This window comes from Halalkalibacter flavus (genome assembly GCF_036663575.1).
GTDB lineage: Bacteria > Bacillota > Bacilli > Bacillales > Bacillaceae_D > Halalkalibacter > Halalkalibacter flavus.
Genome location: NZ_JAWRVK010000007.1, coordinates 76,953 through 101,858, shown reverse-complemented (window position 1 = coordinate 101,858; position 24,906 = coordinate 76,953). Strand labels below are relative to the sequence as shown.

The window sequence follows — 24,906 nt, the reverse complement described above, 5'->3', positions numbered from 1 at the left end:
TTAATTACAAAAGGTTTCTTAAGTTTCATAAACTGTCACAAATTGTTCGAATTTATTAAACTAACTGTAGATTATTTGGAACCGATTACAAGTAGGAGGAATTGAAATGAAGCCTAATAACTTAAAAGAAAAAGCGATTCAATTACACCGAGATCATTTGGGAAAAATAGAAGTCGTAAGTAAAGTAGAAATAAATAGTGAAGAAGAGTTAAGTCTTGTCTATACACCTGGAGTTGGTGATGTATGTAAGGAAATTGAAAAGAACCCTCATGAAATCAACAATTTAACTTCTAGAGGAAACATGGTAGCAGTAGTGACAGATGGAACGGCTGTACTAGGGTTAGGCGATATTGGCCCAGGTGCCGCAATGCCTGTAATGGAAGGAAAATGTATGCTGTTTAAGAACTTTGCTAATATAGACGCGTTCCCGATTTGTCTTGACACAAAAAATGTTGATGAAATTGTCGCAATAGTGAAAGCGCTACAACCGACATTCGCGGGTATTAATTTAGAAGATATTTCAGCTCCACGCTGTTTTGAAATTGAGGATAGATTGAAGAAAGACCTTGATATTCCTGTATTTCATGATGATCAACACGGTACGGCCATTGTGGTGTTGGCTGGTTTACTAAACGGGCTAAAAGTAGTCGGGAAACAAATGAAAGCGGTCAAAATTGTCATAAATGGTGCAGGAGCTGCAGGCATTTCTATTGCTAAATTGCTTTTACATGCAGGCTTCACAAATATTACTCTTGTTAGTTTAGAAGGAGTTGTAAATAAAAGTGAAGATTGGTTAAACCCAAGCCAACAGCAAATTGCCATGGTGACCAATAAAGAAAATATTCAAGGTACATTAAAAGACGCAATTATAGACGCGGATGTGTTTATTGGGGTTTCTGGACCAGCAGCATTAAAGACAGAACATGTGAAGAGTATGGCTAAAGATCCGGTTGTTTTTGCGATGGCAAATCCAATCCCAGAGATTTATCCTGAAGAAGCACTTGCAGCAGGAGCAAAAGTAGTTGGAACCGGACGTTCCGATTATCCAAATCAAATTAATAATCTACTAGCATTCCCAGGTATTTTCAGAGGAGCAATTGATTCTGAAGCTTCGGACATTACGATTGAGATGAAAATTGCTGCTGCATATGCAATTGCAAACGTTATCCCGGAAAATGAGTTGAGCTCAACTTATGTCATTCCGAATGCGTTGAATAAAGAAGTTCCAAAGGTCGTTGCAGAAGCTGTAGCAAAATCAGCGTTAGAAAAAGATCGAGTAACTGTTAAATCAAGTTAACTAGTAAATAAGATAGAGGGGAAGTGAGGAGCATGGAACAAACAGCAAGAAAGCTTGAAAATAATGAGGTAACAAAACAAGAATCTACAATATATGATCTTAATCCTAACAAACAAGTGAAAATAATGGGTCTACCAATATTATGGTTTGCTATCTTTTTACTCATTACAATTGTAACCGTTTATACTGGGACTTTGCCGACAGGAATGATTGGGAGTTTACTCGTAATGGTAGTGTTTGGTGAAGCGCTTGGTTGGATAGGTGACCGTCTGCCTATTATTAAATCTTATTTAGGTGGAGGAGCGATTGTTGCAATCTTTGGTTCTGCTTACTTGGTCTATAGTGGTATCTTACCTGAGAGTGTTTCGGCTGGTGTTGATGAGTTCATGACAACGGGCGGCTTCCTCGATTTCTATATTGCCGCATTAATTACCGGAAGTATTTTAGGAATGGATTCAAAAGTTCTCGTGAAAATTGGTGCACGTTATTTTGTTCCCATCATTGGAGCCGTATTCGGGGCGATGCTGATAGCTGGAATAGTAGGATTAATAATTGGTTTTTCAGTCCAAGATGCTGTTTTAGTCATTGCCTTACCGATTTTAGGTGGTGGAATGGGGGCAGGTGCGATTCCAATGGCACAAGTATATTCGGAATTTTTAGGAAATCCGCCTAGTTATTACATCTCAATCCTAGTTCCAGCATTAGCACTTGGAAATGTCTTTGCTATTGTATTTGCAAGTCTTTTGAATAGTCTCGGTAATAAAGTTCCTTCGTTATCAGGAAATGGACAGCTTATTCCTGGATTTAAATTGGAAGAGAAGAAATCAACATTTGATATTTCTAAAATGGGAATTGGTTTGTTAGCTGCTTTGTTATTCTTTGCATGTGGACACTTACTAGGGGCGATAATCCCACTTCACCCATATGCACTAATGATTATTTTGGTTGCCATTGCTAAAATTGCAAATTTGATTCCTGAAAACGTAGTAGAAGGGGCAAGTCAGTGGTATCAATTTGTCGCTAAGACTTGGACACTTGCGTTATTATTCGGAATTGGTGTAGCTTTTACAGATTTAAATGCTGTACTTGCTGCATTAAGTATCCAATATGTACTGCTCGTAGCCGGTGTTGTATTAGGTGCTGTAATAGGTGCAGCGCTACTAGGAAGGTTAGTAGGCTTCTATCCAATTGAATCTGCTATTTCGGCTGGACTATGTATGGCAAATATGGGAGGAACAGGTGATGTTGCTGTATTATCAGCAGCAAAACGAATGCAACTAATGCCATTTGCACAAATTGCTTCAAGGTTAGGTGGAGCTTTGATCTTGTTGCTTGCTGGTTTAATTATACCGTTATTTGTTTAAATGATTTTAGAAGAAAAGATTTAAGCAACAACACGCTTTCCATTATGGAGGGCGTGTTGTTGTGATTTTGTGAGAGTAAGATCGGTTACTTTTTTCAGTACACTACAACAGGAACAATAACTTCGTAGGTAGAGGTTCTAATTATGAATAACTATGTTATTTTCATGAACATTATGGGGAATAAGCAAAGTTCATACTCAGTTCATAATCATTTTTTATACTAAAATTGTACAAAGCTAGAAACAGTTTCGGAGGGTGATAAACCAATGAATCTTGCTAAAATGACCCATAATGGAAGTAGTGAAGTGAAAAATGCAATTGATAGCATTGTTAATTTAAAGCGAATGAAACCAGCAAAAGTTATAGTTGAAGAGTTGAAAAGTAAAGGGATAAATGCTGAATTATGCAAAAGAATTTATTATGATCTTTAGGAGCAGACGCTAATATGTTAAGTAGCGCATTTACTTATCTTTGGAAAATGATACAGGTTATGAAGAGCGTTAAAAAACAAGCAGTGGAGTTAAATCACAATGCTTGTTTTTTTGCAAAATCACGATCAAATGGTATATGTTGTTTTGCGTTCATTTTTTAAATATCGACTAAATCAATTTCTAGATGTCCGCATTTTATTGTTTAAAGTAATGATAAGAAAAATCCACCTAACGCACCAGTCACAACAATCACCCAAGGTGGTAGTTTCCAGAATACCAACATACTAAATAACACTGCTGCAAAAGCAAAGTCGAGCGCCGATAAAATCGAACTTGTCCAGATAGGATGATAAAGAGCAGCAATTAAAATACCGACTACTGCAGCATTTACTCCCATTAAAGCTCCTTTGATTTTGGGGTTGCGGCGTAACGAGTTCCAAAACGGCAATGTCCCTAAAATGAGGAGGAAAGCTGGCAAGAAAATAGCTACCGTTGCAAGTAGTCCGCCTTGCCAACCATTTATAACTGCACCTATATAGGCTGCAAAAGTAAATAAAGGTCCAGGTACTGCTTGGGCCGCACCATATCCAGCAAGGAATACTTCCTCACTTAGCCAACCAGCTGGTACAAATTCACGCTCAAGTAACGGCAACACAACATGACCTCCACCAAATACAAGCGAACCAGCACGATAGAAACTATCAAACATTGCAATCCAATTTAGGTTCGTTGCTTCTCTTAGAAGTGGAAGGGCAATAAGCAATCCAAAAAATAAGGTTAAACAAATAACGGCAAATCGTTGAGAAATAGGGAAATGGCTCTCATCTGATTGTTCATCTAATGTATGATGCCTGTAAATAAGAAAACCAACAAATCCAGCTAGAAGAATAACTCCAACCTGTGTAAAAGCAGTTTGCCATAATAAAGTGACAACAACAGCAAATAAGGCGATTGTTTTTCTTTTTACATCGGGTGTCAAATTTTTTGCCATACCTAAAATGGCATGAGCTACAACGACCACAGCAACAATTTTCAACCCGTGAATCCAGCCAGCATCGGTAAAACCAAAGCTGTGAAGCGCTAAAGCAAAGATTATTAAAGCAAGGACAGACGGTAAGGTAAATCCAATAAATGAGACAATCCCGCCTAATATTCCGGCGCGCATAACTCCTATTCCAATCCCCACTTGACTGCTTGCAGGGCCAGGTAAAAACTGACATAGTGCTACCAAATCAGCATAACTTTTTTCATCCATCCATTTTCTTCGACGAACGTATTCGTCATGAAAGTACCCTAGGTGAGCAATTGGACCACCAAATGAAGTGAATCCAAGCCGAGTAGAAACAAGGAGTATTTCCAATAACCTTCTAACAATGTTTCTTTTCTGATTTTCCATTGTACCACCTCTTTTATTCTTTTATTTCTTTAAAAAGCTCAAATGCTTTTGCTCTAGCCTCGTTTAGGACTGTGTCGCCTTTTGCTGTTGTTGTATAATACTTTCTAATTTTCCCTTCAACTTTTCGTTCTTCTCTGACTAAAAGACCATCAGCTTCCATATTGTGTAGGATTGGATACAACGTTCCTGCACTAATGTCATAACCATGTTCCTTTAGTTCTTCAAGCATCCATAATCCAAAGATAGGATGTTCTTTTGCATGGTGTAATATATGTATTTGAATGAAGCCAAGAAAAAGCTTACGTAATACTTTAGCTTCCAATTGATCACTCCTCTAACGAAATGTAATATCGAAAACCGATATTACAAACGTAACAAAGGTGAGAGTGATAGGCAATAAACTAAATGAAAATTAATAATATCTTTACAGTTTCATGCAATGAAGGAGTTGGTCCTCATGGCTTTCGTAACCTTTAGGACAACTAATCAATAGTAAAAAGATTTATCAACACAGAAGGTTCTCCGTAAATCTTGCTTGAATAAGTACATCATTAAATCAGTTATTTCTTTACTAGAATTTCTTTATGAAAATTGGTCGATCCTTTATTATTTAAAATAAGGTAACTTAGTTTGAGCATTTTAATTAACTTATTAAGGATGAAATCAATGAAAATAAGCTTACGTGTGAAAATGTTACTCATGTCTTTTGTCATTGTGATCACTTCTGTTATGACGATTGGCTGGAATATGATTCACAATATTACAGATGCATTTGAAAATGAAATTGGAGAGCGAGCCGTTGCTATTGCGAGGACTGTGGCGCAAATGCCTGATATCCGTCAGCATGTTGGGATAGAGGGAGGAGCAACGGTGATTCAACCAATCGCTGAGCGAACAAGAAAGGCTACGAATGTTGACTATATCGTCATAATTGATATGAATAGTATCCGTTACTCTCACCCTAATAAAGAGTTAATTGGCGAAACATTTGTAGGTGGGGATGAATCAGAGGCATTAGCCAATCGTGAATATGTATCTATCGCACAAGGAACTTTAGGCAATGCGACGAGAGCCTTTGTGCCAATTATGGATGAAGAAGAAGCAGAACAAGTAGGTGTAGCTGTAGTTGGTATATTAACGCCAACCCTTCAGGCGATCATTGCAACGTATAGTCAGGATATATTCACTGCACTTATTTGGGGGTTATTAATTGGTTTAGTTGGTTCTTATTTATTAGCTCGTAGCGTAAAAAAACAGACCTTTGGCCTTGAACCATACGAGATTGCCAAGTTAGTGGAAGAACGCTCAGCAGTCATGCAGGCTATGAATATCGGAATTATCGCATTAGATGAGCAAGGGAAGATTACTTTTATGAATCGCTTAGCGAAAAGATATATAAAAGGTGAGGAAAGAAACTTTCTATTGCATCTACAAGACGTGTTTCCGCAATCGTGGGAAGCGAATGAGCCGAAAGAACAAATGATTAACCGGAATGTAGTTTTTTTTGAAAAGAACTACCTTATCTCAATTTATCCTATCTATGTAAAAGCAACCTATGCAGGAATACTAGTAACGATGATTGATCGAACGGACGCGACACGTTTAGCAGAGGAGCTAACCGGAGTTAAAGCTTTGGTTGATGCACTTAGAGCTCAAAATCATGAATATATGAATAAGCTCCATAGTATTGCTGGTCTCATCCAATTAGACCGGACGGAAGATGCATTAGATATTATCATGGATGAAACAGTCGATGAGGAAAGCATTATCTTATTTCTAAAAGAACGCTTTACAGATTACTCAGTCTCAGGTCTAATACTTGGAAAACGGTCAAGGGCAAAAGAACTTGGGATTACATTTTTAATAGATCAAAATAGCTATCTAACTGAAATATATGGTAGCCTTAGTTCAGGAGATATGGTTACGATCATAGGGAATTTAATTGAGAATGCTTTTGAATCATTTGAAAATGCTGCCGATGATAAAGTAGTTGAATGTCTAATAGAAATTGACAAAAACCACCTTATGATAAGTGTAAGAGACAATGGGAAGGGTATGACAAAAGAAGTACAAAAAAGAATTCTCACATATGGATTTAGTACGAAAGGAAAAGAAGGTCGAGGTATTGGACTAGCACTTGTTCAACAAATTGTATCGGCACATCATGGGAAAATAACGGTTGAATCAGAAGAAGGTTTGGGAACAGAGATGATTATTGAAGCTAGAAAAGAGGGGGAACTGAATGATTAAAGTCTTTATTGTTGAAGATGATCCAATGGTATTGGAAGTGAATACTGGTTTTTTAGAAAAGGTTCCACCTTTTCGCTTATGCGGAACAGCAACAAATGGAGCAGATGCAGAAATTGGGATTCTTGAAACGAAGCCAGATGTCGTGTTATTGGATATGTTTTTACCAGATAAATCAGGACTTGATGTGTTAAAGTCTCTCCGAAGCCAAGAGCTTGAATGTGATGTCATTATGATAACAGCTGCTAGAGATTCAGCAACAATTCATGAAGTGTTTCGATTAGGTGCTGTAGATTATTTAGTTAAGCCTTTTAGGTTTGATCGTTTTAAGACAGCTTTAGAAACATACCATAAAATGTGGTACAAGTTAAACAATACTCCTTCCTTAAGTCAATCAGACATTGATGAAATGAAACAGATTAAGCAACGCAATCAATCATTGCCAAAGGGGTTAAGTGAGACTACAATGAAACAAATTTTGTTGAAGCTTGTTGATTTATCCGAACCTGTAACTGCTGAACAGTTGGCTTCTTCATTAGGTATGGCACGAGTCACTGTTAGAAGATACTTAGAACATCTAGAACAAATTGAAAAAATTCAAGTACAAGTCAAATATGGAAGTGTAGGACGCCCAAGTCATTATTATTTTGTATAATGACTTGGGTGTTTTTACTTAATTTTTTATGTGTAATTTAAGTAAGAACTTAAAGACCAAAAAGAGCAGTAAGGACTTTATATTGTTGTAATTATGAAAGCGCTTTATAATCAGAATAATTAATCAACCAGGTGGTATGTTGCCATTAGTTGATGATTTTTGTTTCATATAAGATAGGGGGAATTTAAATGAAAGCAAGTATTTCTTCAGTTTGGAACCAACTATGGAATTCACATAACCAGTCCAAAAAATTACTTTTGTTTTCTTTGCCAATTAGAACAAATAAAAAAATGGAAGTTGTTGAGCAGGATCAAAATGAGTCTTATATACAAAAGCCTCCTAGTTACAGACCATCACAAAAGGTTGGTTTAATACTAGGCCCATTGCTTTTCATGGCAGTTGTGCTATTTTTCTTTCCTGAAGGATTAAGCTTCGAAGGACGCATGGTTTTAGCAACGACTTTATGGGTTGCAACATGGTGGATTACAGAAGCAATTCCCATTCCAGCAACATCCCTATTGCCAATTATTTTATTGCCGATTACAGGTGCACTGAATGGTGATACGGTTACGGCCGCTTATGGAAATCCGATTATTTTCTTATTCTTAGGAGGATTTTTGATTGCACTTGCAATGGAGAAATGGAACCTTCATAAACGAATTGCGTTAAACATCATTTCATTTATTGGAACGAGCCCGTCACGGATTGTTTTTGGTTTTATGGCAGCGACAGGTTTCCTATCGATGTGGGTCTCTAATACAGCAGCTGTTATGATGATGCTTCCAATCGGAACTGCGATTACGTATCAAGTAGCGCAAGCATTAAAAAATAAAGAAAATCTAGCAAATGAAGAAGAAAAGTTTTCAAAGGTTTTAATCTTTGGTATTGGATATGCTGGAACGATAGGTGGTTTAGGAACGTTAATTGGTACACCACCTAATATTATTCTAGCCGCAACTGTTCAAGAGCTGTTCGGTGTTCAAATTTCGTTTGCTTCATGGCTATTCTTTGCAGCACCGATTGTAGTAATCTTGCTAATTAGCAGTTGGTTGTTTTTAACGAAAGTCGCTCATCCAATAAAGTTAAAAGAGTTACCTGGTGGGAATGTGCTTATTGAAAATGAGAAAAAGAAGCTAGGAAAAATTAGTTTTGAAGAAACTGCTGTATTAGCAGTCTTTACATTTGCTGCTTTTATGTGGATAACAAGAACGTTTTTGTGGGAAGGGCAAATTATAACCATACCAGGTTTAAATGATACGATGATTGCTATTTTCGCAGCTGCGTTATTGTTTTTAATTCCATCTATTAATAAAGGAGGACGTATTCTAGATTGGAATGTGTCTAGAGATGTTCCTTGGGGAATCTTACTATTATTTGGTGGAGGTTTAGCAATTGCGGCTGGGTTCCGTGAATCAGGTTTGGCTGATTGGATTGGTGGTCAATTAACTGTTTTAGAAGGTGTTAACTTTATCTTGATTATTGCTCTTACGACAGCTCTTGTGTTGTTCTTAACTGAAATTACATCTAATACAGCAACGGCAACGATGATTTTACCAGTGTTAGCTGCTTTAGGATTAGCGCTTGGAATTCATCCATTTGCGTTAATGGTTCCAGCAGCAATTGCGGCAAACTGTGCGTTCATGCTACCAGTGGGAACCCCTCCAAATGCGATTATCTTTGCATCAGGGAAATTGAAAATATTTGAGATGGTGAAAAACGGTTTCTGGATAAATATCTTATCCATCATATTAATTACACTCGCAGTCTATTTCTTACTTCCGTTGTTATGGGGAATTGACTTAACGGTTTATCCATCTGAGTTTAGGTCTTAAGGTACTATTTTAAGTAATACAGGAGAAAACGAACGATAAATAGAAAAGGGATAGAGTATAGCTGTTCATAATAACGTATTATGAAACTAGAATCTATCCTTTTGCTAGGTTATAGAGGAGTGTGTACGTATGAAAAAAGTGAAAATTTCAGTGATTCCAGGAGATGGGATTGGGAAGGAAGTCGTCCCTGAGACGTTAAAAGTACTAGATACATTAGCAGAGATTCATGGAGGAGTAACGTTTCAATTTGAAACTCATCCGTGGAGCTGCGAGTATTATCTTGAACACGGAATTATGATGCCAACTGATGGAATGGCAAGGCTTCATCAAACGGATGCGATTTATTTAGGGGCTGTCGGGAACCCGAAGCTAGTTCCTGATCATGTTTCACTTTGGGGCCTATTAATAAAGATTCGCCGTGAGTGTGAACAAGTGATTAACATTCGCCCTGCGCAGTATATTGAAGGAGTAACATCACCATTAGCAGAACCAAACAATTTTGATTTTATTGTTGTTCGTGAAAATAGTGAGGGAGAGTATAGTGAAGTAGGCGGTAGAATTCATAGTGGTGAAGACGCAATTGCTATTCAAAATGCAGTATTTACTAGGAAAGCAACAGAGAGAACGATCCGTTATGCATTTGAATTGGCACAGAAACGAAGAGGCCGGGTTACAAGTGCAACGAAATCAAATGGAATTGTTCATAGCATGCCATTTTGGGATGAAGTTTTTCAAGAGGTTGCAAATATCTATCCAGAGATTGAAACAGAAAGCAATCATATCGATGCTCTAGCAGCATTTTTCGTTTCAAAGCCGCAACATTTTGATGTGGTGGTTGCGAGTAACCTATTTGGTGATATTCTTACCGACTTAGGAGCATCGATCATGGGGAGCATCGGTATTGCACCAGCTGCTAATATTAACCTGAATGGCAATTATCCGTCCATGTTTGAACCCGTACATGGCTCAGCACCAGATATTATTGGGAAAGGGATTGCCAATCCGATTGGTCAGCTATGGACAGCCAAAATAATGCTTGATCATCTTGGCTTTGAAGAGTTAGGTTCAATGTTATTTAGAGCAATCAAAGAAACGATTGGAGAAGGGATCAAAACGAGAGATCTTGGAGGATCAGCCAATATGAAAGAAGTAATTGACCATATTATTGGAAAGCTACGATTATATTCTAAATAACGTTAGTAGCTTTGCTATCACGCGCCTCCTCAGTTCTTGAAGGGCGCGTTTTTGTTGTGAATCAAAGCAAAATTCAACTGTAGGCGATAGCTTATCATGTCACAAAAGTGCACCTTTTCCGTCAATATTGTTACTATTTTCTCTTATTCTTACAATCTATAATAAGAATTAAGAAAGCGATTACAAATTAAAAGGCGGTGATGGTTGTTGGAATCAACAGTAGCAACAAAAGTGAAAGCGGATACGAAGTTGAAAATTGGCTCTACTAGAAAACTGAAGCTAAAGAAATTATTATCTTATGCGGCTTTTGTGGGACCTGCACTTTTATTCTTTATTGTCATTCAAATCATTCCATTTTTGATGGGCATCTATTATTCATTTACTTCGTGGAATGGGATTAGTTCTTCCATTGAATGGGTTGGACTTGAAAACTACAAACGAATATTTTCGAATGACCAAAGGTTCTTTGATTCATTTCTTTTTACGACAAAGTTTATGTTTGCAGCCGTTTTGATCAGTAATATAATAGGATTTTCGTTTGCATTAATTTTAAATACGGCGTTAAAGACACGAAACTTACTAAGAACGGCATTCTTCATTCCTAATGTTATTGGTGGTTTATTACTAGGATTTATTTGGCAGTTTATTTTTGTAAGAGGTTTCGCAGCGATTGGAGAGTTAACGAATATCTCTTTTTTCCTCAAGCCTTGGTTAGGGGATGCAACGACAGCCTTTTGGGGGATTGTTATCGTATTTGCTTGGCAAATAAGTGGATATATGATGGTTATCTATATCGCTGCATTACAGGGTGTGGATACTTCATTACTTGAAGCTGCTAAAATTGATGGAGCTAATGCGTTTACGACGTTAAGAAAAATTATTATCCCATTGATTCTTCCGGCGTTTACAATTTGTTTCTTTTTAACCATTTCGATGGCATTTAAGATTTTTGATTTGAATTTATCGTTAACGGGTGGTGGGCCTTTTAACTCGACTCAATCCGTTGCTATTAACATTTATCAAGAAGCCTTTACGAATAATAACTATGGCATAGGTTCAGCGAAATCAATCTTATTCTTTTTGATTGTCGCAATATTCACAACGATTCAAGTTATGATTACGAAGAAGAAGGAGGTAGAGGCGTAGTGAAGTATACGAAAAAAACGTTTGTATTAGAAATTATAGCAATTTGTATCGCTATCGTCTTTCTTGTTCCATTCTATTTCGTCATTGTTAACTCATTAAAAGGATTCTCTGAAATATTGATAGACGCTGCTGCGTTACCAAGTGAATGGTTATTTTCAAACTATGTTAGAGTGTGGGAAATTCTTGATTTCCCAAGAGCATTTTTTAATTCACTTGTCATTACAGTGTTTAGTAATATTGGCCTTGTTGTTATCAGTTCAATGGCAGCTTGGAAAATGGTTCGAACACCAGGGAAGTTTAGTAAGATTTTGTTCATTTTATTTGTATCAGCAATGGTTATTCCTTTCCAAACGGTTATGATTCCACTTGTAAAGCTTGGTGGAATGTTAGGAATTATGAATAGCATACCAGGTATCATCATCATGTACTTTGGATTTGGAGTTCCGCTATCTCTTTTCCTTTATCATGGTTTTGTGAAAACGGTTCCGATTGAAGTGGAGGAATCAGCGCGAATTGATGGATGTTCTCAGTTCGGTCTCTTTTGGAGGATCGTCTTCCCTCTTTTAAAGCCGATTACCGTAACGGTTATTATCTTAAATACACTATGGATTTGGAATGATTACTTGTTACCGCTATTAGTTTTACAAGACGCATCACTAAGAACGATTCCACTTGCAACAAGTTCATTCTTTGCTCAATATACAAAACAGTGGGATATGGGATTAGCAGCACTTGTATTAGGGATTACACCGGTAATTATCTTCTTCTTGTTCTTACAGAAGCACATTATTAGAGGAATTGCTTCAGGTTCGATTAAGTAAAAGTTGGATTCAAATTTTGTGGCATATGCTGCAAAAGTTTAAAAATAGTAAGTTTAAAATGGGGATTAGGGAGGCAATTACTATGAAACGTTTCTTATTGCTTTGTGTGTCGATGTTGTTAGCAGTTGGTATTATCGCAGGTTGTTCATCAAATAACAAAGAAAGTTCTAGTTCAGATGCTGGAGGCAATTCTGACTCAGGCAGTAGTGATGAGGTTGTAACATTAAATTTCTTCCAATTTAAAGTTGAAATTGCAGATCAGCTGCAAGAAATGTTAAAAGAATTTGAAGCTGAGCACCCAAATATTAAGGTGAAGCTTGAAACAGTAGGTGGCGGTGCGGATTATGGTGCAGCATTAAAGGCTAAATTTGCTTCAGGCGAAAAGCCAGACATCTTTAATAACGGTGGATTCAATGAGTTAGAACTTTGGAAAGAGCATTTAGCAGATCTTTCTAACGAGCCTTGGGTTAATCACTTATTACCAATTGGAAAAGTCCCTATGACAGATGCTGATGGCAATCTTTATGGAATGCCTGTTAACTTAGAAGGATATGGATTTGCATATAACAAAGATTTGTTCGAGCAAGCTGGTATTACGGAAGTTCCAACAACGATGTCTGAATTGCAAGAAGCGGTAGATAAGCTAGAAGAAAACGGAATTACAGCATTTGCAGCTGGTTATGGTGAGTGGTGGGTAATTGGCCAGCATCTATTAAATATTCCATTTGCTCAACAAGATGATCCTGCTGCCTTTATCGAAGGATTATCAGAAGGAACAGAAACATTTGTTGGAAACAAGCACTTTGAAGAATTTAAGCAAGTGATTGATACTGAGATTGGCTATGGAAATACAAACCCGTTAACAACTGATTATAATACACAAGTTACATTATTTGCTTCAGGTGAAGCGGCAATGATTCAACAAGGTAACTGGACGGAGAACATGATTTACCAAATCAACCCTGATATGAATATGGCGTTCTTACCTATTCCATTAAATGATGAAGCAGAAGCAAATGCTATTCCTGTAGGAGTACCGAATAACTGGGCTATTAACAAAAACTCAGAAAATCTTGAAGAAGCAAAATTATTGCTTGATTGGATGGTTTCCTCTGAAACTGGCCAACGTTATATGATAGAAGAGTTTGCCTTCATTCCGGCATTTGATAATATTGAACCAGCAGGATTAGGAGCATTAGGAGAGTCAATTCTTGAGTACTCTGTAGCAGAACAAACGATTCCTTGGACATGGTTCATGTGGCCAGATGGTGCAAACCAAGATTTTGCTGCAGCTATACAAGAATACGTAGCAGGACAAATTGAGTATGAAGAAGTATTAGAAAAATTCCAAGCTACGTGGGATAACTTGAAATAACAGGATTTAACTACCATATTAAAACAGAAAGCATATCTATACGTAGATATGCTTTCTGCTATATACTCTTAGAAAGAACTAAAGCTTCGGGGGGATATCGTTGTTTAAAACAAGTATAAGAAATAAACTGATTGTTCTATTATTATTAATAACGATTATCCCTTTTGGTAGTTCAATTGTCGTGACCTATATTTATACAAAGGAATCCTTGAAGGATCAGACGATAGAGGAAAATGTGAATTTGCTTTACCAAGGAAAGGTAAATATAGAAAACTATTTAAGAGAACTAAATAATTATACGTTGTCTTTTTATAGCAATCCTGATTTTATGAGCTATTTAAGAAAAACATATAGTAGTAATGATTATTTGTCGATGGGAACCGTGCATAATGTGTTACGAGCTCTTTTGTATAGTGATGATAGCATTAACCAAGTTAACATGGCTATTGTTGGCGACCAGCAAACAGTGTCACTGTCAAGGAGATCTACGCTGGTTTATTCTAAACAAGCAGACACAAACATAGAAGCATATCAGAGAGCAAAGGAAAATCCAAATAATATTTATATTGAACCAACAGATCAATCATTTTTCATTCACCGTGCATTTCGGAATGTACCGGCTAATCATATTCTTGCCTATATAACGTTGGAAATTAGGCCAGGAAAAATAAATGAGTTGAGTCATTATCTGTATAATGGTAACACAGAGGAATTTTATATAATGACACCGGATGCGGACTTCATATATCATTCAACAGCAGACGTACGAGATGATCAATACTCAGAATGGATAGATAAGATTAATGGATTGGAGGAGCAAAGTGGAACATTTGAGTGGAAAGACGCAACGTTTCAAGGCGTAGTTGTTTTTGATCGGCTTTCCGATGCTACGGGAAGTTGGCTTCTAGTAAAAAGAATCCCGCACATCACCTTGTATGAAAGCGCGTACGGTGTTGCTTTAATTAATATTATCTTTGGAGTTGTTGGATTAACACTAGTTATATTGGCAACCTTTTTTGTCTCCTTTAAGATTACCTCGCCCATTAGGGTGCTCGTTCAAAATATTAAGGAAGTTGAAAAAGGGAATATGCAACCTCAATTTCATTCACTTGGTAACGATGAGATTGGTATTTTAGGACAGAGATTCAAGATGATGATTGAGAGAATCAATCATCTAATTAACCGAGAATACAAGTTAGAACTTGAAAATAAGACGAACCAATTAAAAGTATTGCACTCACAAATAAATCCACACTTTTTATATAATACATTACAATCAATTGGAACGATGGCGTTGAAAAACAAAGCACTTGATGTCTATTCCTCTCTAACTGACCTTTCTCAGATTATGAGATATAGTATGAATATGGATCAAGATATTGTCCCTTTAGAAAAAGAGATTAATTATACAAAAGCGTATCTTCTCTTGCAAAAGCAAAGATTCGGGGAAGATCTAAATTATATCTTGGAAGTAGAAGAAGGTGCCCTAGACATACAAGTGCCAAAGATGATTTTACAGCCAATTATTGAGAACTATTTTAAGCATGGATTTGATACAAGAGAAGAATTAGGTGAAATTAAGGTCGTCTGTAAGAAGAAAGAATCGTATCTATTTATTGCGATTCGTGATAATGGTGTTGGAATACCTGAAAAACGACTAAAGGAAATACAAAATCTTCTATATACAAAAAAAGAAAGTGTGAAAAGTAATTCTTCCATTGGATTAAAGAACGTTTATGCCAGACTACAGCTTTATTATTCCGAACAAGTAATCTTTAAAATTCAGAATCGCACCACAGGTGGCGTTCAAGTCACCATAAAGTTACCATTAGAATTGGAGGGTGGTTTACATGAAAGCAATTATAGTCGATGATGAAAAACATGTCCGTGAAGGATTAATGCTGTTAGCTGAATGGGATAAATTCGGAATTGAGACGATCTTTGAGGCAGCAGATGGAGAGGTAGCCATGAAAATAATTTCAGAGCATAACCCTGAAATTATTTTTACAGATATGAATATGCCAAGATGTGACGGGATTGACTTACTAAAGTGGATACACTCCTCTGACTTTCATTCTAAAACAATTGTAGTAAGCGGTTATGATGACTTTAAATATACAAAAAATGCGATTACCTATGGTAGTTTTGATTATATATTAAAACCAATTAATCCAAATGAATTGAATGAAACATTATCACGCGCAGTGGTGGAATGGCAGGAGCAAAATAAAAAGAGATTATCTGTTTTGGAAAACGATAAAGTTATTTGGGACCACCTTTTTTCAAGCGCTCTAAATAACGGAAATCTTTCCAAGCGGTTGGTCGAACAGTTAGAAAGTGAATTTGGGGTGCAAATTTCCAATCGACCTTGTATGATTGCGATCCTTCCAATGAAAATACTTATATCTTCTAAATATGAAGGTGATGCTGAACGTGCGTTTACCTCAGTGCTATTGAAGTGTAATGACATACTGAAAAAAAATGGCATTGCATTTCGAAATATAAACAAGGAAGAAGAAATAGTTCTATTTTTATGGGAGAAGGCTACAGTAAAAAAGGTAATTCGAACAGTATCTCAAAGCATAGGGTGTCCAATAGAAATTGGTGAACAACATACAAGCTTCATACATGCATATGAATCTGCAAGTAGTAAATTGAAGAATTTTAATCTTCTAGAGAATGGAATGCAAGTTGTGAATTCTCTTTCGCCTGTTTATTTATTGGACTATTCGGAGGAGATAAAATGGGCCATTCAAAGTGGAAGTATGGAACAAATGAACGAAATTTTAAACCGTATTTTTAAAACATTTGAAAAAAACAACTATTTCCCTTATGAACAGATCAGCATTTGGGAATCGCAGTTTGCTATTTTAAAAGATCACTGGTTAAAAGAGTATGAGCTTAAGAAGCGTGATTTATTGTACAGAGGGGTTCACTACTGGAAAGAGAATGGAAGCTTCTCATTTTGTAAATTTAAAGAAGAGAAGAAAAAAGAGTTTGATCATCTTATCAAGATGGTATCTGGTTGCAAGTTCCAAAAAGAGAAAAATAGTGTCCAAATGATAGAAGAATTTATTAGGAAAAACTATCAAAAAGATATTAAGCTTCAAGATATTGCAGATCGCTTCTTTTTAAGTAGAGAATATATTTCGAGGAAATTTAAACAGGAATATAATGAGACAATCACCGATTATTTGATGAAAATTAGGATTGAAAAATCGAAAGAATTACTTAAAAACCCATACCTGAAAATATATGAAATATCAGATTCAGTCGGTTACCAAAATGATAAATATTTTATTAAGGTTTTTAAAAAGAGGGAGGGGATTACCCCAAGTGAGTTCAGAAATACGTTGAAAACAAATTAAAAATGAAAGTTATGAAAGCACTTGACAAAACTTATAAAAGTTTGTATTATAACCCTAGTAAACGTTTACGTAACTTGATTTTAATTTAGGTGAAACCACATGACTCCAACCATAAAGGACGTAGCAAAGAAAGCAAATGTATCGATAGCAACTGTGTCTCGTATTCTAAATAACCAACAAGGTTATTCACTCAAAACGAAGGAGCGGGTTATAGAAGCAATTAAAGACCTCGGTTATCAGCCGAATGCGATTGCAAGAGGTTTAATAAACAAACGAACACAAACACTTGGAATATTGTTTCCTGATGTTTCAAGTATGTTTTCATCAGATATTCTAAAGGGTATTGAAGAAATTGCTCATACTAAAGGACACAGTGTTGTTGTTTGTCATACTGACTCATCAAAAAAACGCATGACGAAATATTTACAAGTTTTAAATGAAAAACGTGTTGATGGTATTATATTTACAAGTGAAGTCATAACCGAGGATTACTATAAGATTATTGAAGAGATGGACGTACCTGTTGTATTGCTGGCAACACAATCGTATCGTTTTCCACTTCCTTATGTGAAGGTTGACGATAAGCATGCTGCCTACAGTGCTGTTAGTTATTTAATAGAAAAAGGCCATCGAAATATTGGAATGATTAGTGGCCCTATCGAAGATGAGATCGCGGGGCGGCCACGAGTTGAAGGCTATAAGCAAGCACTAGAAGAGCATGGAATAACATTTGATGAAAAGAAGCTTGTTATTACATCAGGGTTCTATTATGAAACAGGAACTGGAATGCTTTCGAGGTTATTAAAACAAGATGAAAGTATTACAGCTGTTTTTGCAGCGAGTGATGAATTAGCTGTAAGTGCGATGTCAAATGCTTTTGAAATGGGGATTCATGTTCCTAATGAGTTATCAATCATTGGATATGATAACTTAAAGATCTCTCAAATGGCCATTCCTCCTCTTACAACATTAGCTCAGCCTTTATATGAAATGGGAAAATTAGGAGCTGAGTTGCTTTTAGATATGCTTGAAACAGGAAAAGCGGTAGAAAGTCGAATTGTACCTCATCATATTGTTGAACGAAAAACGGTAAAAGCTTATGAATGAGGTTTTTTTTAGGAACTTACGTAAACGTTTTCTCTTATTTAACTTAATTTTTATTGAAATCGCTATAAATATTTTATTAAATCGGTTGATTAACGACATGCATTTTTACGAAAACGTTTACGTTAAAGAGTGCGATTTAACTTTTATTAGGGGGTGCTATTTAAAGAATAATTAAGACAATTAATGATAAAAGTAAAAAATAGAAACTAATATTGGGGGATTATTAGATGAAAAAATTAGTTAGTACTGTAATGTCAGGATTTTTAGCAGTTGGTTTATTAGCTGGTTGTGGTGGAGGAAGTGGTGGTGCTGATGATGGCACAGTAACACTTGAGTTCTTCCAGTTTAAATCAGAGGCTGTAGGGACGTATGACAAGTTAATCGAGAAATTTGAAGAGGAAAATCCAGGGATTAATATAGAACAAAACAACGTCCCAGAATCAGAGACAGTTCTTTTATCTCGTTTATCACAAAACCAAGTTCCAGAGATTGTCGCAATGAATGGAAACAGTGTGTATGGAGAAATGGCACGTGGAGGAGCATTCGCTGATCTTACTGATGATGCAAACGTAGACAAAATAATTCCTGCCTACATTGAGATGATTGACCAACTTGCAAATAGTGGACAGGTTAATGGATTGCCACACTCTACGAATGCTAATACAGTTTTATACAATAAAACAAAATTTGAAGAACTAGGCTTAGAAATTCCAACAACATGGGATGAGTTTATTGAAGTAGCTGAAGCGATTGAAGCGGCTGGCGAAACTCCATTCTATTCAGCGTATGGAGAAGCCTGGACAGCTCTGCCACCATTTAATGCACTAGCATCAAACTTACACGGCGATGACTTCTTTGAAAAGCGTCTTGCTGATGAAACTACATTTGCCGAGCGTTATCCAGAAGTAGCAGAGAAAATGCTAACAATGATGGAGTACACAGATAACGATTTATTTGGTACAGACTATAACCAAGGTAATGCAGCTTTTGCAAACGGTCAGTCTGTGATGTATATGCAAGGTGTATGGGCGATCAGCCAAATTCAAACAGCTAATCCTGATATCGAAATCGGTGCATTCGCTCTTCCTGCATCAAACAATGCTGAAGAAAACCGTCTTGTTTCAGGTGTGGATACATTGCTTACGATCTCATCACAAGCAAAGCACCCTGAAGAAGCAATGAAGTTTGTGAGCTTCTTATTAGAAGAAGAAAACGTTCAGTTCTATATTGATGAGCAAAAGTTATTCTCAGCTGTAGAAAATGTGTTCCAAGAAGATCCTACGGTTGTTGATTTACAAGTACACTTTGAGGAAGGAACGATTACAAGCTTCGCTGACCACTACTACTTCCCAGGTATGCAAGTAGAAAACCTGATCCAAGAGTTTTTAATTAACAAAGACATCGACCGCTTCTTGAAAACAATGGACGATGAGTGGGATAAAGTGCAAGCAAGACAATAACGAAATAAAGGGGCACTTGTTGCCCCTTTCTCATAAAGGAGAGGGTACATGATGAAGAAAAAAATGAATCCTTATCTACTAATGATTCTTCCTGCTTTTATTATATTTTTTGCGTTCCATACGTTTCCAGTCATCCAAGGGTTTTTCTATAGTTTTACGAACTATCGAGGTTATGGAGATTGGAACTTTGTGGGTTTTAGAAACTATATTAACGTCTTTCAAGATTCACGAGCAATGGATGCTTACATATTTACGTTTAAGTTTGCCATTGTTTCAACAGTTCTCGTAAATATTATTAGTTTAGTGATTGCACTAGGGTTAAATGCGAAAATCAAATTTAGCAAAACGCTAAGAGGCGTTTACTTCATGCCAAATATTTTAAGTGTGTTGATTGTCGGATTTATCTTTAACTATATTTTTGCGGTCTTTCTTCCGTCGATTGCTCAAAACCTTGGGATGACGACACTTGCAACCAATATCCTAGGGAACCCGGACTTAGCTTGGGTTGGGATTGTCATTGTTGCGGTTTGGCAAGCAGCGGCATTTAATACAATTCTGTATTTAGCAGGGCTTGCAACGATAGATCAAGGGCTTTATGAAGCATCGAACTTAGATGGCGCAAACAAATGGCAGGAGTTCTGGAAAATTACATTCCCGTTAATTGCTCCATTTTTCACGATAAACATGGTTCTTGCAATGAAGAACTTTCTAATGGTATTTGACCACATTATGGCGTTAACAGGCGGTGGACCAGGACGTTCTACTGAGTCGATCTCTTTATTGATCTACCGTGGTGGTTTCCAAGGCGGGGAGTTTGCCTACCAATCAGCTAATGCGGTCATTTACTTCATTGTCATTGTCACGATTTCGATTATTCAAATTCGTTTCTTGCAGAAGCGGGAGGTGCAAATGTAATGATGACGAAAAAAATAAACTGGACTGTCACGACACTACTTATCGTTGGATCAATCGTTATTTTGTTTCCTCTTTATTTAACCGTCGTGAATGCATTTAAAACGCCGCAAGAAACAGCACAAAGCATTCTTGCACTCCCATCTTCTTGGAGCATTGAGAATTTTACAACAGCGATCGAGATGACGAACTTCTTTAATGCGCTAGGAAACAGTTTCTATATTACGTTCTTTACCGTTATTTTAACCGTTTTAACGAATTCACTTGTCGCTTATGCGATTGCTAGAAACATGCACAAACGCATCTATAAAATTTTATTCTATTATTTTGTCAGTGCGATGTTCGTACCATTTCCAATCATCATGTTACCGATTGTGAAACAAATGAGTGAGCTAAACTTGAACAATCCGACTGGGCTGATTATTTTGTACGTCGTATATGGCCTAGCGTTCAATATATTCTTGTATGTAGGGTATATTAAGACCATTCCAAAAGAGTTAGAAGAAGCAGCGATTATTGATGGATGCAGTAGATGGGGTGTGTTTTGGAGAGTCGTCTTCCCGCTATTAGCACCGATGAATGCAACAGTTGGAATCCTAACAGCGCTATGGGCATGGAATGACTTCATGTTACCGCTCGTTATCTTATCTGATCGTGCGGATGCAACATTGCCGTTAGTTCAGTATATTTTCCAATCACAGTTCAGTGTGAACTACAATCTAGCATTTGCATCTTATTTACTAGCGCTATTGCCGATGTTGATCGTGTATCTATTTGCACAGAAGTGGATTATTAGTGGAGTGACAAAAGGAGCAATTAAATAGGAATTATTAGATAAAAGAGGAGTGGAGAATATGGAAAAAGCATGGTGGAAAGAAAGTGTTGTTTATCAAATTTATCCGAGAAGCTTTATGGATTCGAATGGAGACGGTATAGGTGATTTACGAGGTATTATCTCAAAGCTTGATTATTTGAAAGAGTTAGGGATTGATGTCATTTGGCTTTCTCCTGTATATAAATCTCCAAACGATGATAATGGTTACGATATTAGTGACTATCAAAATATCATGGATGAGTTTGGAACAATGGATGATTTTGATGAACTTCTTCAGAGTGCACATGACCGTGGCATTAAAATTGTCATGGACCTTGTTGTAAACCATTCGTCTGATGAGCATGCTTGGTTTGCTGAGTCTCGTAAGTCAAAGGATAATCCGTATCGAGATTACTACATTTGGAAACCTGGAAAAGACGGTGAGCCACCGACAAACTGGGGATCTGTTTTTGGGGGATCAGCGTGGCAATATGATGAGGCAACTGGTGAGTATTATTTACACCTCTTCAGTAAAAAACAGCCAGATTTAAATTGGGAAAATGAGACATTACGTAACGAAGTCTATAAGATGATGACATGGTGGCTAGATAAAGGAATAGATGGATTCCGGATGGATGTGATTAATTTTATCTCGAAAGATAATTCTTATCCTGACGGTGAAGTTCATGGAGAGAACAGGTATGGGGACGGATCAAAATACTTTATGAACGGACCTCGTATTCATGAGTTTTTGCAAGAAATGAATAAAGAAGTGTTGTCAAAATATGATGTCTTCACTGTTGGTGAGATGCCTGGTGTAGACGCTGAACAAGGAAAACTATATACAGGAACAGAGCGAAACGAATTAAACATGGTGTTCCAATTTGAACATGTTGATGTTGGAAATGGACCTGGTGGAAAATGGACACCTCAACCGTGGAATTTAACAGAGCTTAAAGGGATTTTAGCAAAGTGGCAATACGGCTTAGCAGATGATGGCTGGAATAGTTTATATTGGAACAACCATGATCAACCACGAGCGGTTTCGCGCTTTGGGAACGATAAAGAGCATTATGAAAAATCAGCGAAAATGCTTGCTACTTGTCTTCATATGATGAAGGGCACACCATATATTTATCAAGGTGAAGAAATTGGTATGACCAATGTGGCCTTCGATTCAATTAATGATTATCGAGATCTGGAAATTTTAAATATGTACAATGAAGCAGTGAATGAACTTGGAAAAGACGAGAAGCAAGTCATGCAGGCTATTTATGAGCGTGGTCGTGATAATGCTAGAACACCAGTACAGTGGAATGCTACGGAACATGCCGGCTTTACTACAGGAACACCTTGGATTCAAGTAAATCCAAATTACAAAGAGATTAATGCTGAAAGAGTATTACAAGATCCAAATTCAATTTTTCATTATTATAAGAAGTTAATTCAACTAAGAAAGATGAATGAAATTGTTGTATATGGAAAATTTGATCTCATTCACAAGGATTCAGAAGAGATCTTCTCTTACACAAGAACACTTGGAGACGAGAAATGGTTAGTGATATGTAGCTTTTCAGCGGATGAAGTAAAGTTTGAGATACCTAGACACATTAATTATAAATCAGTAGAACATGTTATTGGAAATTATGAAGAAGCACCGAAAGAGATTGAGACAATTAATTTAAAGCCTTACGAAGCTCTTGTTTATCGACTGACTTAAATTAAGAGAGATTAGTACAAAAACAGTGCCTTTTCAAAAGTTGAGAAAAGGCACTGTTTATTATAATTTAAGATTAAAGGTCAAAGGAGAGAAGAGGACATAATTTCAGAACAGGAATTTTATGTAAGATTATTTTGTAAACAAAAAAGCCTTAAAGTACTAAACCCTTACATGCGGGCAATATGGACAATAATCATTGCCTGGCAATTCTTTATATAAACAACAAGTAACACGTTGAAAATCATTTTTTGATTCCAAAATAGAGCGCCCATTAAGGAACTTTTTAAACATGGAACGACGAATTTCAGGCTGCCAAATATCATCGAGCAATAAAGTACTCAAATCCTCTGCAGCTTGCTTTGTTTCAGTCGAGCCGTACATCCATAAGACATAACCCCATATATTCTCCCATAAAGTAAACTTTGAAATGTTTGCCTTTACTGCTAATGCATTTACAACAGTGTGTCCATATTTTTTCAATATTAACTCTAAATCTCCAGTTTGTTCATTCCTTATGAAGCGTTTATCAATTTGAAACACAAGACCATTTTCAGTTTGAGAAAGGTGTATGGCTTCTAGTGGACCGTCCCAAACTTTATGCAAGGTTTTTAAATAGAGTTGTGCTGCAATAAAAAAGCCGTACCGACGCATAAAGACTGACGTCGCTACAGCTGTCGTTGGAGAGCCTGTTGAATGCTTTATATTGGAAATGAAACGATCAAAGCCATTAGTAAGGCTGGTATGGACAGTCATAAATCCTTTAGGCTCATTCTCAATATGAACTTGGAATCTTTTCAGGTCTTCTAGGTTAAGCACCAGAAATCGCCTCATTTACTTTTGGGATGACACAACGACCTTTACCAAAAGGAATGCAATGAGGGGTGCCAAATAATGGATCTGTTGCAACTTGACATTCCATGCCAAACACAGCACGTACCAGTTCGCAGTTAATAATCGATTCAGGTGTGCCTTGGTTGAAAACAGCCCCATCTTTTATAGCGATAATATTGTGTGCATATCGAGAAGCTAAATTAATATCATGCAATACCATTATGATTGTTCGGCCATGTTTTTCGTTTAACTCGAATAATAGGTCTAGAATTTCTATTTGATGAGTCATATCTAAATACGTTGTAGGTTCGTCTAATAAAATAATGTCTGTATCTTGAGCTAATGTCATAGCAATCCATGCTCGCTGTCTTTGCCCACCTGAAAGTTCATCTACAGGTCGGTTACGCAATTCGTCTACACGGGTTGCCTTCATCGCTTCTTCAACTATCTCGGAGTCTTCTTCACTCCATCGTTTTAACCAAGATTGGTGGGGGTAACGTCCTTGTTTTACTAGGTCATGAACGGTTAACCCTTCAGGTGAAATAGGAGATTGAGGAAGGATTCCTATTTTTTTTGCGACTTCACGTGAAGACATACGAAGAATATCTTTTCCTTCTAACAGGACTGAGCCGTCAGCCGGTTTTAATAAACGCGCGATTGAACGAAGAAGGGTAGACTTCCCACAACCATTGCTACCTACAAATACAGAGATTTCACCACGCGGGATCGTTAAATTTAAATTTTCAAAGAGTAAGTGATCGTGATACCCAATGGATAACTCTTTTGTTTGAATAGAAGTCTTCATTTCAGCATTCCTCCACATATAGCTCGTTGATATTCTCTCTCAATACTTACATCTTATCACAGATTAAAGTGCAAGTGAGAATGATTTTTAATAACAATTGAAATTTATCTTTACAAAAGAGGGAACAACCT

General features: G+C 36.8%; 21 protein-coding genes. 17 read left to right on the top strand and 4 right to left on the bottom strand.

The window, feature by feature from the left end; genetic code table 11:
• Nucleotides 1-106 precede the first annotated feature (106 nt).
• From SAY88_RS06830 to SAY88_RS06820, 3 genes are all read left to right on the top strand, one after another.
• Nucleotides 107-1,297 carry an NAD(P)-dependent malic enzyme gene (locus SAY88_RS06830; RefSeq protein ID WP_332630439.1) on the top strand — a complete coding sequence of 397 codons (1,191 nt, stop codon included), beginning with the start codon at nucleotides 107-109 and terminating at the stop codon, nucleotides 1,295-1,297.
• A 32-nt stretch (nucleotides 1,298-1,329) separates the two neighbouring features.
• Nucleotides 1,330-2,661: a 2-hydroxycarboxylate transporter family protein gene (locus SAY88_RS06825; RefSeq protein WP_332630438.1), complete on the top strand. Its 1,332-nt coding sequence runs from the start codon at nucleotides 1,330-1,332 to the stop codon at nucleotides 2,659-2,661.
• 266 nt (nucleotides 2,662-2,927) lie between these two features.
• Complete coding sequence (locus SAY88_RS06820) at nucleotides 2,928-3,092, top strand: hypothetical protein (RefSeq protein ID WP_332630437.1); 165 nt, start codon at nucleotides 2,928-2,930, stop codon at nucleotides 3,090-3,092.
• A gap of 202 nt (nucleotides 3,093-3,294) precedes the next feature.
• On the opposite strand, the gene SAY88_RS06815 is transcribed toward SAY88_RS06820, so the two are convergent.
• Both SAY88_RS06815 and SAY88_RS06810 read right to left on the bottom strand, forming a co-directional pair.
• Complete coding sequence (locus tag SAY88_RS06815) at nucleotides 3,295-4,488, bottom strand: chromate transporter (RefSeq protein ID WP_332630436.1); 1,194 nt, start codon at nucleotides 4,486-4,488, stop codon at nucleotides 3,295-3,297.
• Between the two features lie 13 nt (nucleotides 4,489-4,501).
• Complete coding sequence (locus tag SAY88_RS06810) at nucleotides 4,502-4,810, bottom strand: PadR family transcriptional regulator (protein ID WP_332630433.1); 309 nt, start codon at nucleotides 4,808-4,810, stop codon at nucleotides 4,502-4,504.
• A 344-nt stretch (nucleotides 4,811-5,154) separates the two neighbouring features.
• On the opposite strand from SAY88_RS06810, the gene SAY88_RS06805 reads away from it, so the two are divergent.
• The 14 genes from SAY88_RS06805 (at nucleotide 5,155) to SAY88_RS06740 (ending at nucleotide 23,139) form a co-directional block, all read left to right on the top strand.
• Nucleotides 5,155-6,738 carry a sensor histidine kinase gene (locus tag SAY88_RS06805; RefSeq protein WP_332630431.1) on the top strand — a complete coding sequence of 528 codons (1,584 nt, stop codon included), beginning with the start codon at nucleotides 5,155-5,157 and terminating at the stop codon, nucleotides 6,736-6,738.
• Nucleotides 6,731-7,390 carry a response regulator gene (locus SAY88_RS06800; protein ID WP_332630429.1) on the top strand — a complete coding sequence of 220 codons (660 nt, stop codon included), beginning with the start codon at nucleotides 6,731-6,733 and terminating at the stop codon, nucleotides 7,388-7,390. Before SAY88_RS06805 ends, SAY88_RS06800 begins: the two co-directional genes overlap by 8 nt.
• Before the next feature lie 188 nt (nucleotides 7,391-7,578).
• A complete protein-coding gene (locus SAY88_RS06795) occupies nucleotides 7,579-9,222 on the top strand; it encodes an SLC13 family permease (RefSeq protein ID WP_332630427.1) in 1,644 nt (547 codons plus the stop codon).
• A 129-nt stretch (nucleotides 9,223-9,351) separates the two neighbouring features.
• A complete protein-coding gene (locus SAY88_RS06790) occupies nucleotides 9,352-10,416 on the top strand; it encodes a tartrate dehydrogenase (RefSeq protein WP_332630425.1) in 1,065 nt (354 codons plus the stop codon).
• A 249-nt stretch (nucleotides 10,417-10,665) separates the two neighbouring features.
• On the top strand, nucleotides 10,666-11,562 hold the full coding sequence (locus tag SAY88_RS06785; protein ID WP_431308845.1) for a carbohydrate ABC transporter permease: 897 nt from the start codon (nucleotides 10,666-10,668) through the stop codon (nucleotides 11,560-11,562).
• Nucleotides 11,562-12,383, top strand: coding sequence for a carbohydrate ABC transporter permease (locus SAY88_RS06780; RefSeq protein ID WP_332630417.1), 822 nt, complete (start codon nucleotides 11,562-11,564; stop codon nucleotides 12,381-12,383). Before SAY88_RS06785 ends, SAY88_RS06780 begins: the two co-directional genes overlap by 1 nt.
• Before the next feature lie 82 nt (nucleotides 12,384-12,465).
• Complete coding sequence (locus SAY88_RS06775) at nucleotides 12,466-13,758, top strand: ABC transporter substrate-binding protein (protein ID WP_332630414.1); 1,293 nt, start codon at nucleotides 12,466-12,468, stop codon at nucleotides 13,756-13,758.
• A gap of 100 nt (nucleotides 13,759-13,858) precedes the next feature.
• Entirely contained in the window at nucleotides 13,859-15,631 is a 1,773-nt protein-coding gene (locus tag SAY88_RS06770) for a sensor histidine kinase (RefSeq protein ID WP_332630411.1), read from the top strand.
• Nucleotides 15,609-17,126: a response regulator transcription factor gene (locus SAY88_RS06765; RefSeq protein ID WP_332630408.1), complete on the top strand. Its 1,518-nt coding sequence runs from the start codon at nucleotides 15,609-15,611 to the stop codon at nucleotides 17,124-17,126. The genes SAY88_RS06770 and SAY88_RS06765 overlap by 23 nt, the downstream gene beginning before the upstream one ends.
• Before the next feature lie 99 nt (nucleotides 17,127-17,225).
• A complete protein-coding gene (locus SAY88_RS06760; RefSeq protein ID WP_332630405.1) occupies nucleotides 17,226-18,233 on the top strand; it encodes a LacI family DNA-binding transcriptional regulator in 1,008 nt (335 codons plus the stop codon).
• Nucleotides 18,234-18,460: 227 nt separating this feature from the next.
• Entirely contained in the window at nucleotides 18,461-19,693 is a 1,233-nt protein-coding gene (locus tag SAY88_RS06755) for an ABC transporter substrate-binding protein (protein WP_332630402.1), read from the top strand.
• A gap of 51 nt (nucleotides 19,694-19,744) precedes the next feature.
• Nucleotides 19,745-20,608 carry a carbohydrate ABC transporter permease gene (locus SAY88_RS06750; protein ID WP_332630520.1) on the top strand — a complete coding sequence of 288 codons (864 nt, stop codon included), beginning with the start codon at nucleotides 19,745-19,747 and terminating at the stop codon, nucleotides 20,606-20,608.
• A 2-nt stretch (nucleotides 20,609-20,610) separates the two neighbouring features.
• On the top strand, nucleotides 20,611-21,429 hold the full coding sequence (locus tag SAY88_RS06745) for a carbohydrate ABC transporter permease (RefSeq protein ID WP_332630519.1): 819 nt from the start codon (nucleotides 20,611-20,613) through the stop codon (nucleotides 21,427-21,429).
• A gap of 30 nt (nucleotides 21,430-21,459) precedes the next feature.
• Nucleotides 21,460-23,139: a glycoside hydrolase family 13 protein gene (locus SAY88_RS06740; protein WP_332630400.1), complete on the top strand. Its 1,680-nt coding sequence runs from the start codon at nucleotides 21,460-21,462 to the stop codon at nucleotides 23,137-23,139.
• A gap of 159 nt (nucleotides 23,140-23,298) precedes the next feature.
• Here the strand turns inward: SAY88_RS06740 and SAY88_RS06735 are convergent, their stop codons facing one another.
• Together SAY88_RS06735 and SAY88_RS06730 are read right to left on the bottom strand one after the other, a co-directional pair.
• Nucleotides 23,299-23,955, bottom strand: a complete 657-nt coding sequence (locus SAY88_RS06735) for a hypothetical protein (protein WP_332630399.1) — start codon at nucleotides 23,953-23,955, stop codon at nucleotides 23,299-23,301.
• Nucleotides 23,948-24,775 (bottom strand): ABC transporter ATP-binding protein, encoded by an 828-nt coding sequence (locus SAY88_RS06730; protein ID WP_332630397.1) that lies wholly within the window; start codon nucleotides 24,773-24,775, stop codon nucleotides 23,948-23,950. The genes SAY88_RS06735 and SAY88_RS06730 overlap by 8 nt, the downstream gene beginning before the upstream one ends.
• Between the last annotated feature and the right edge of the window lie 131 nt (nucleotides 24,776-24,906).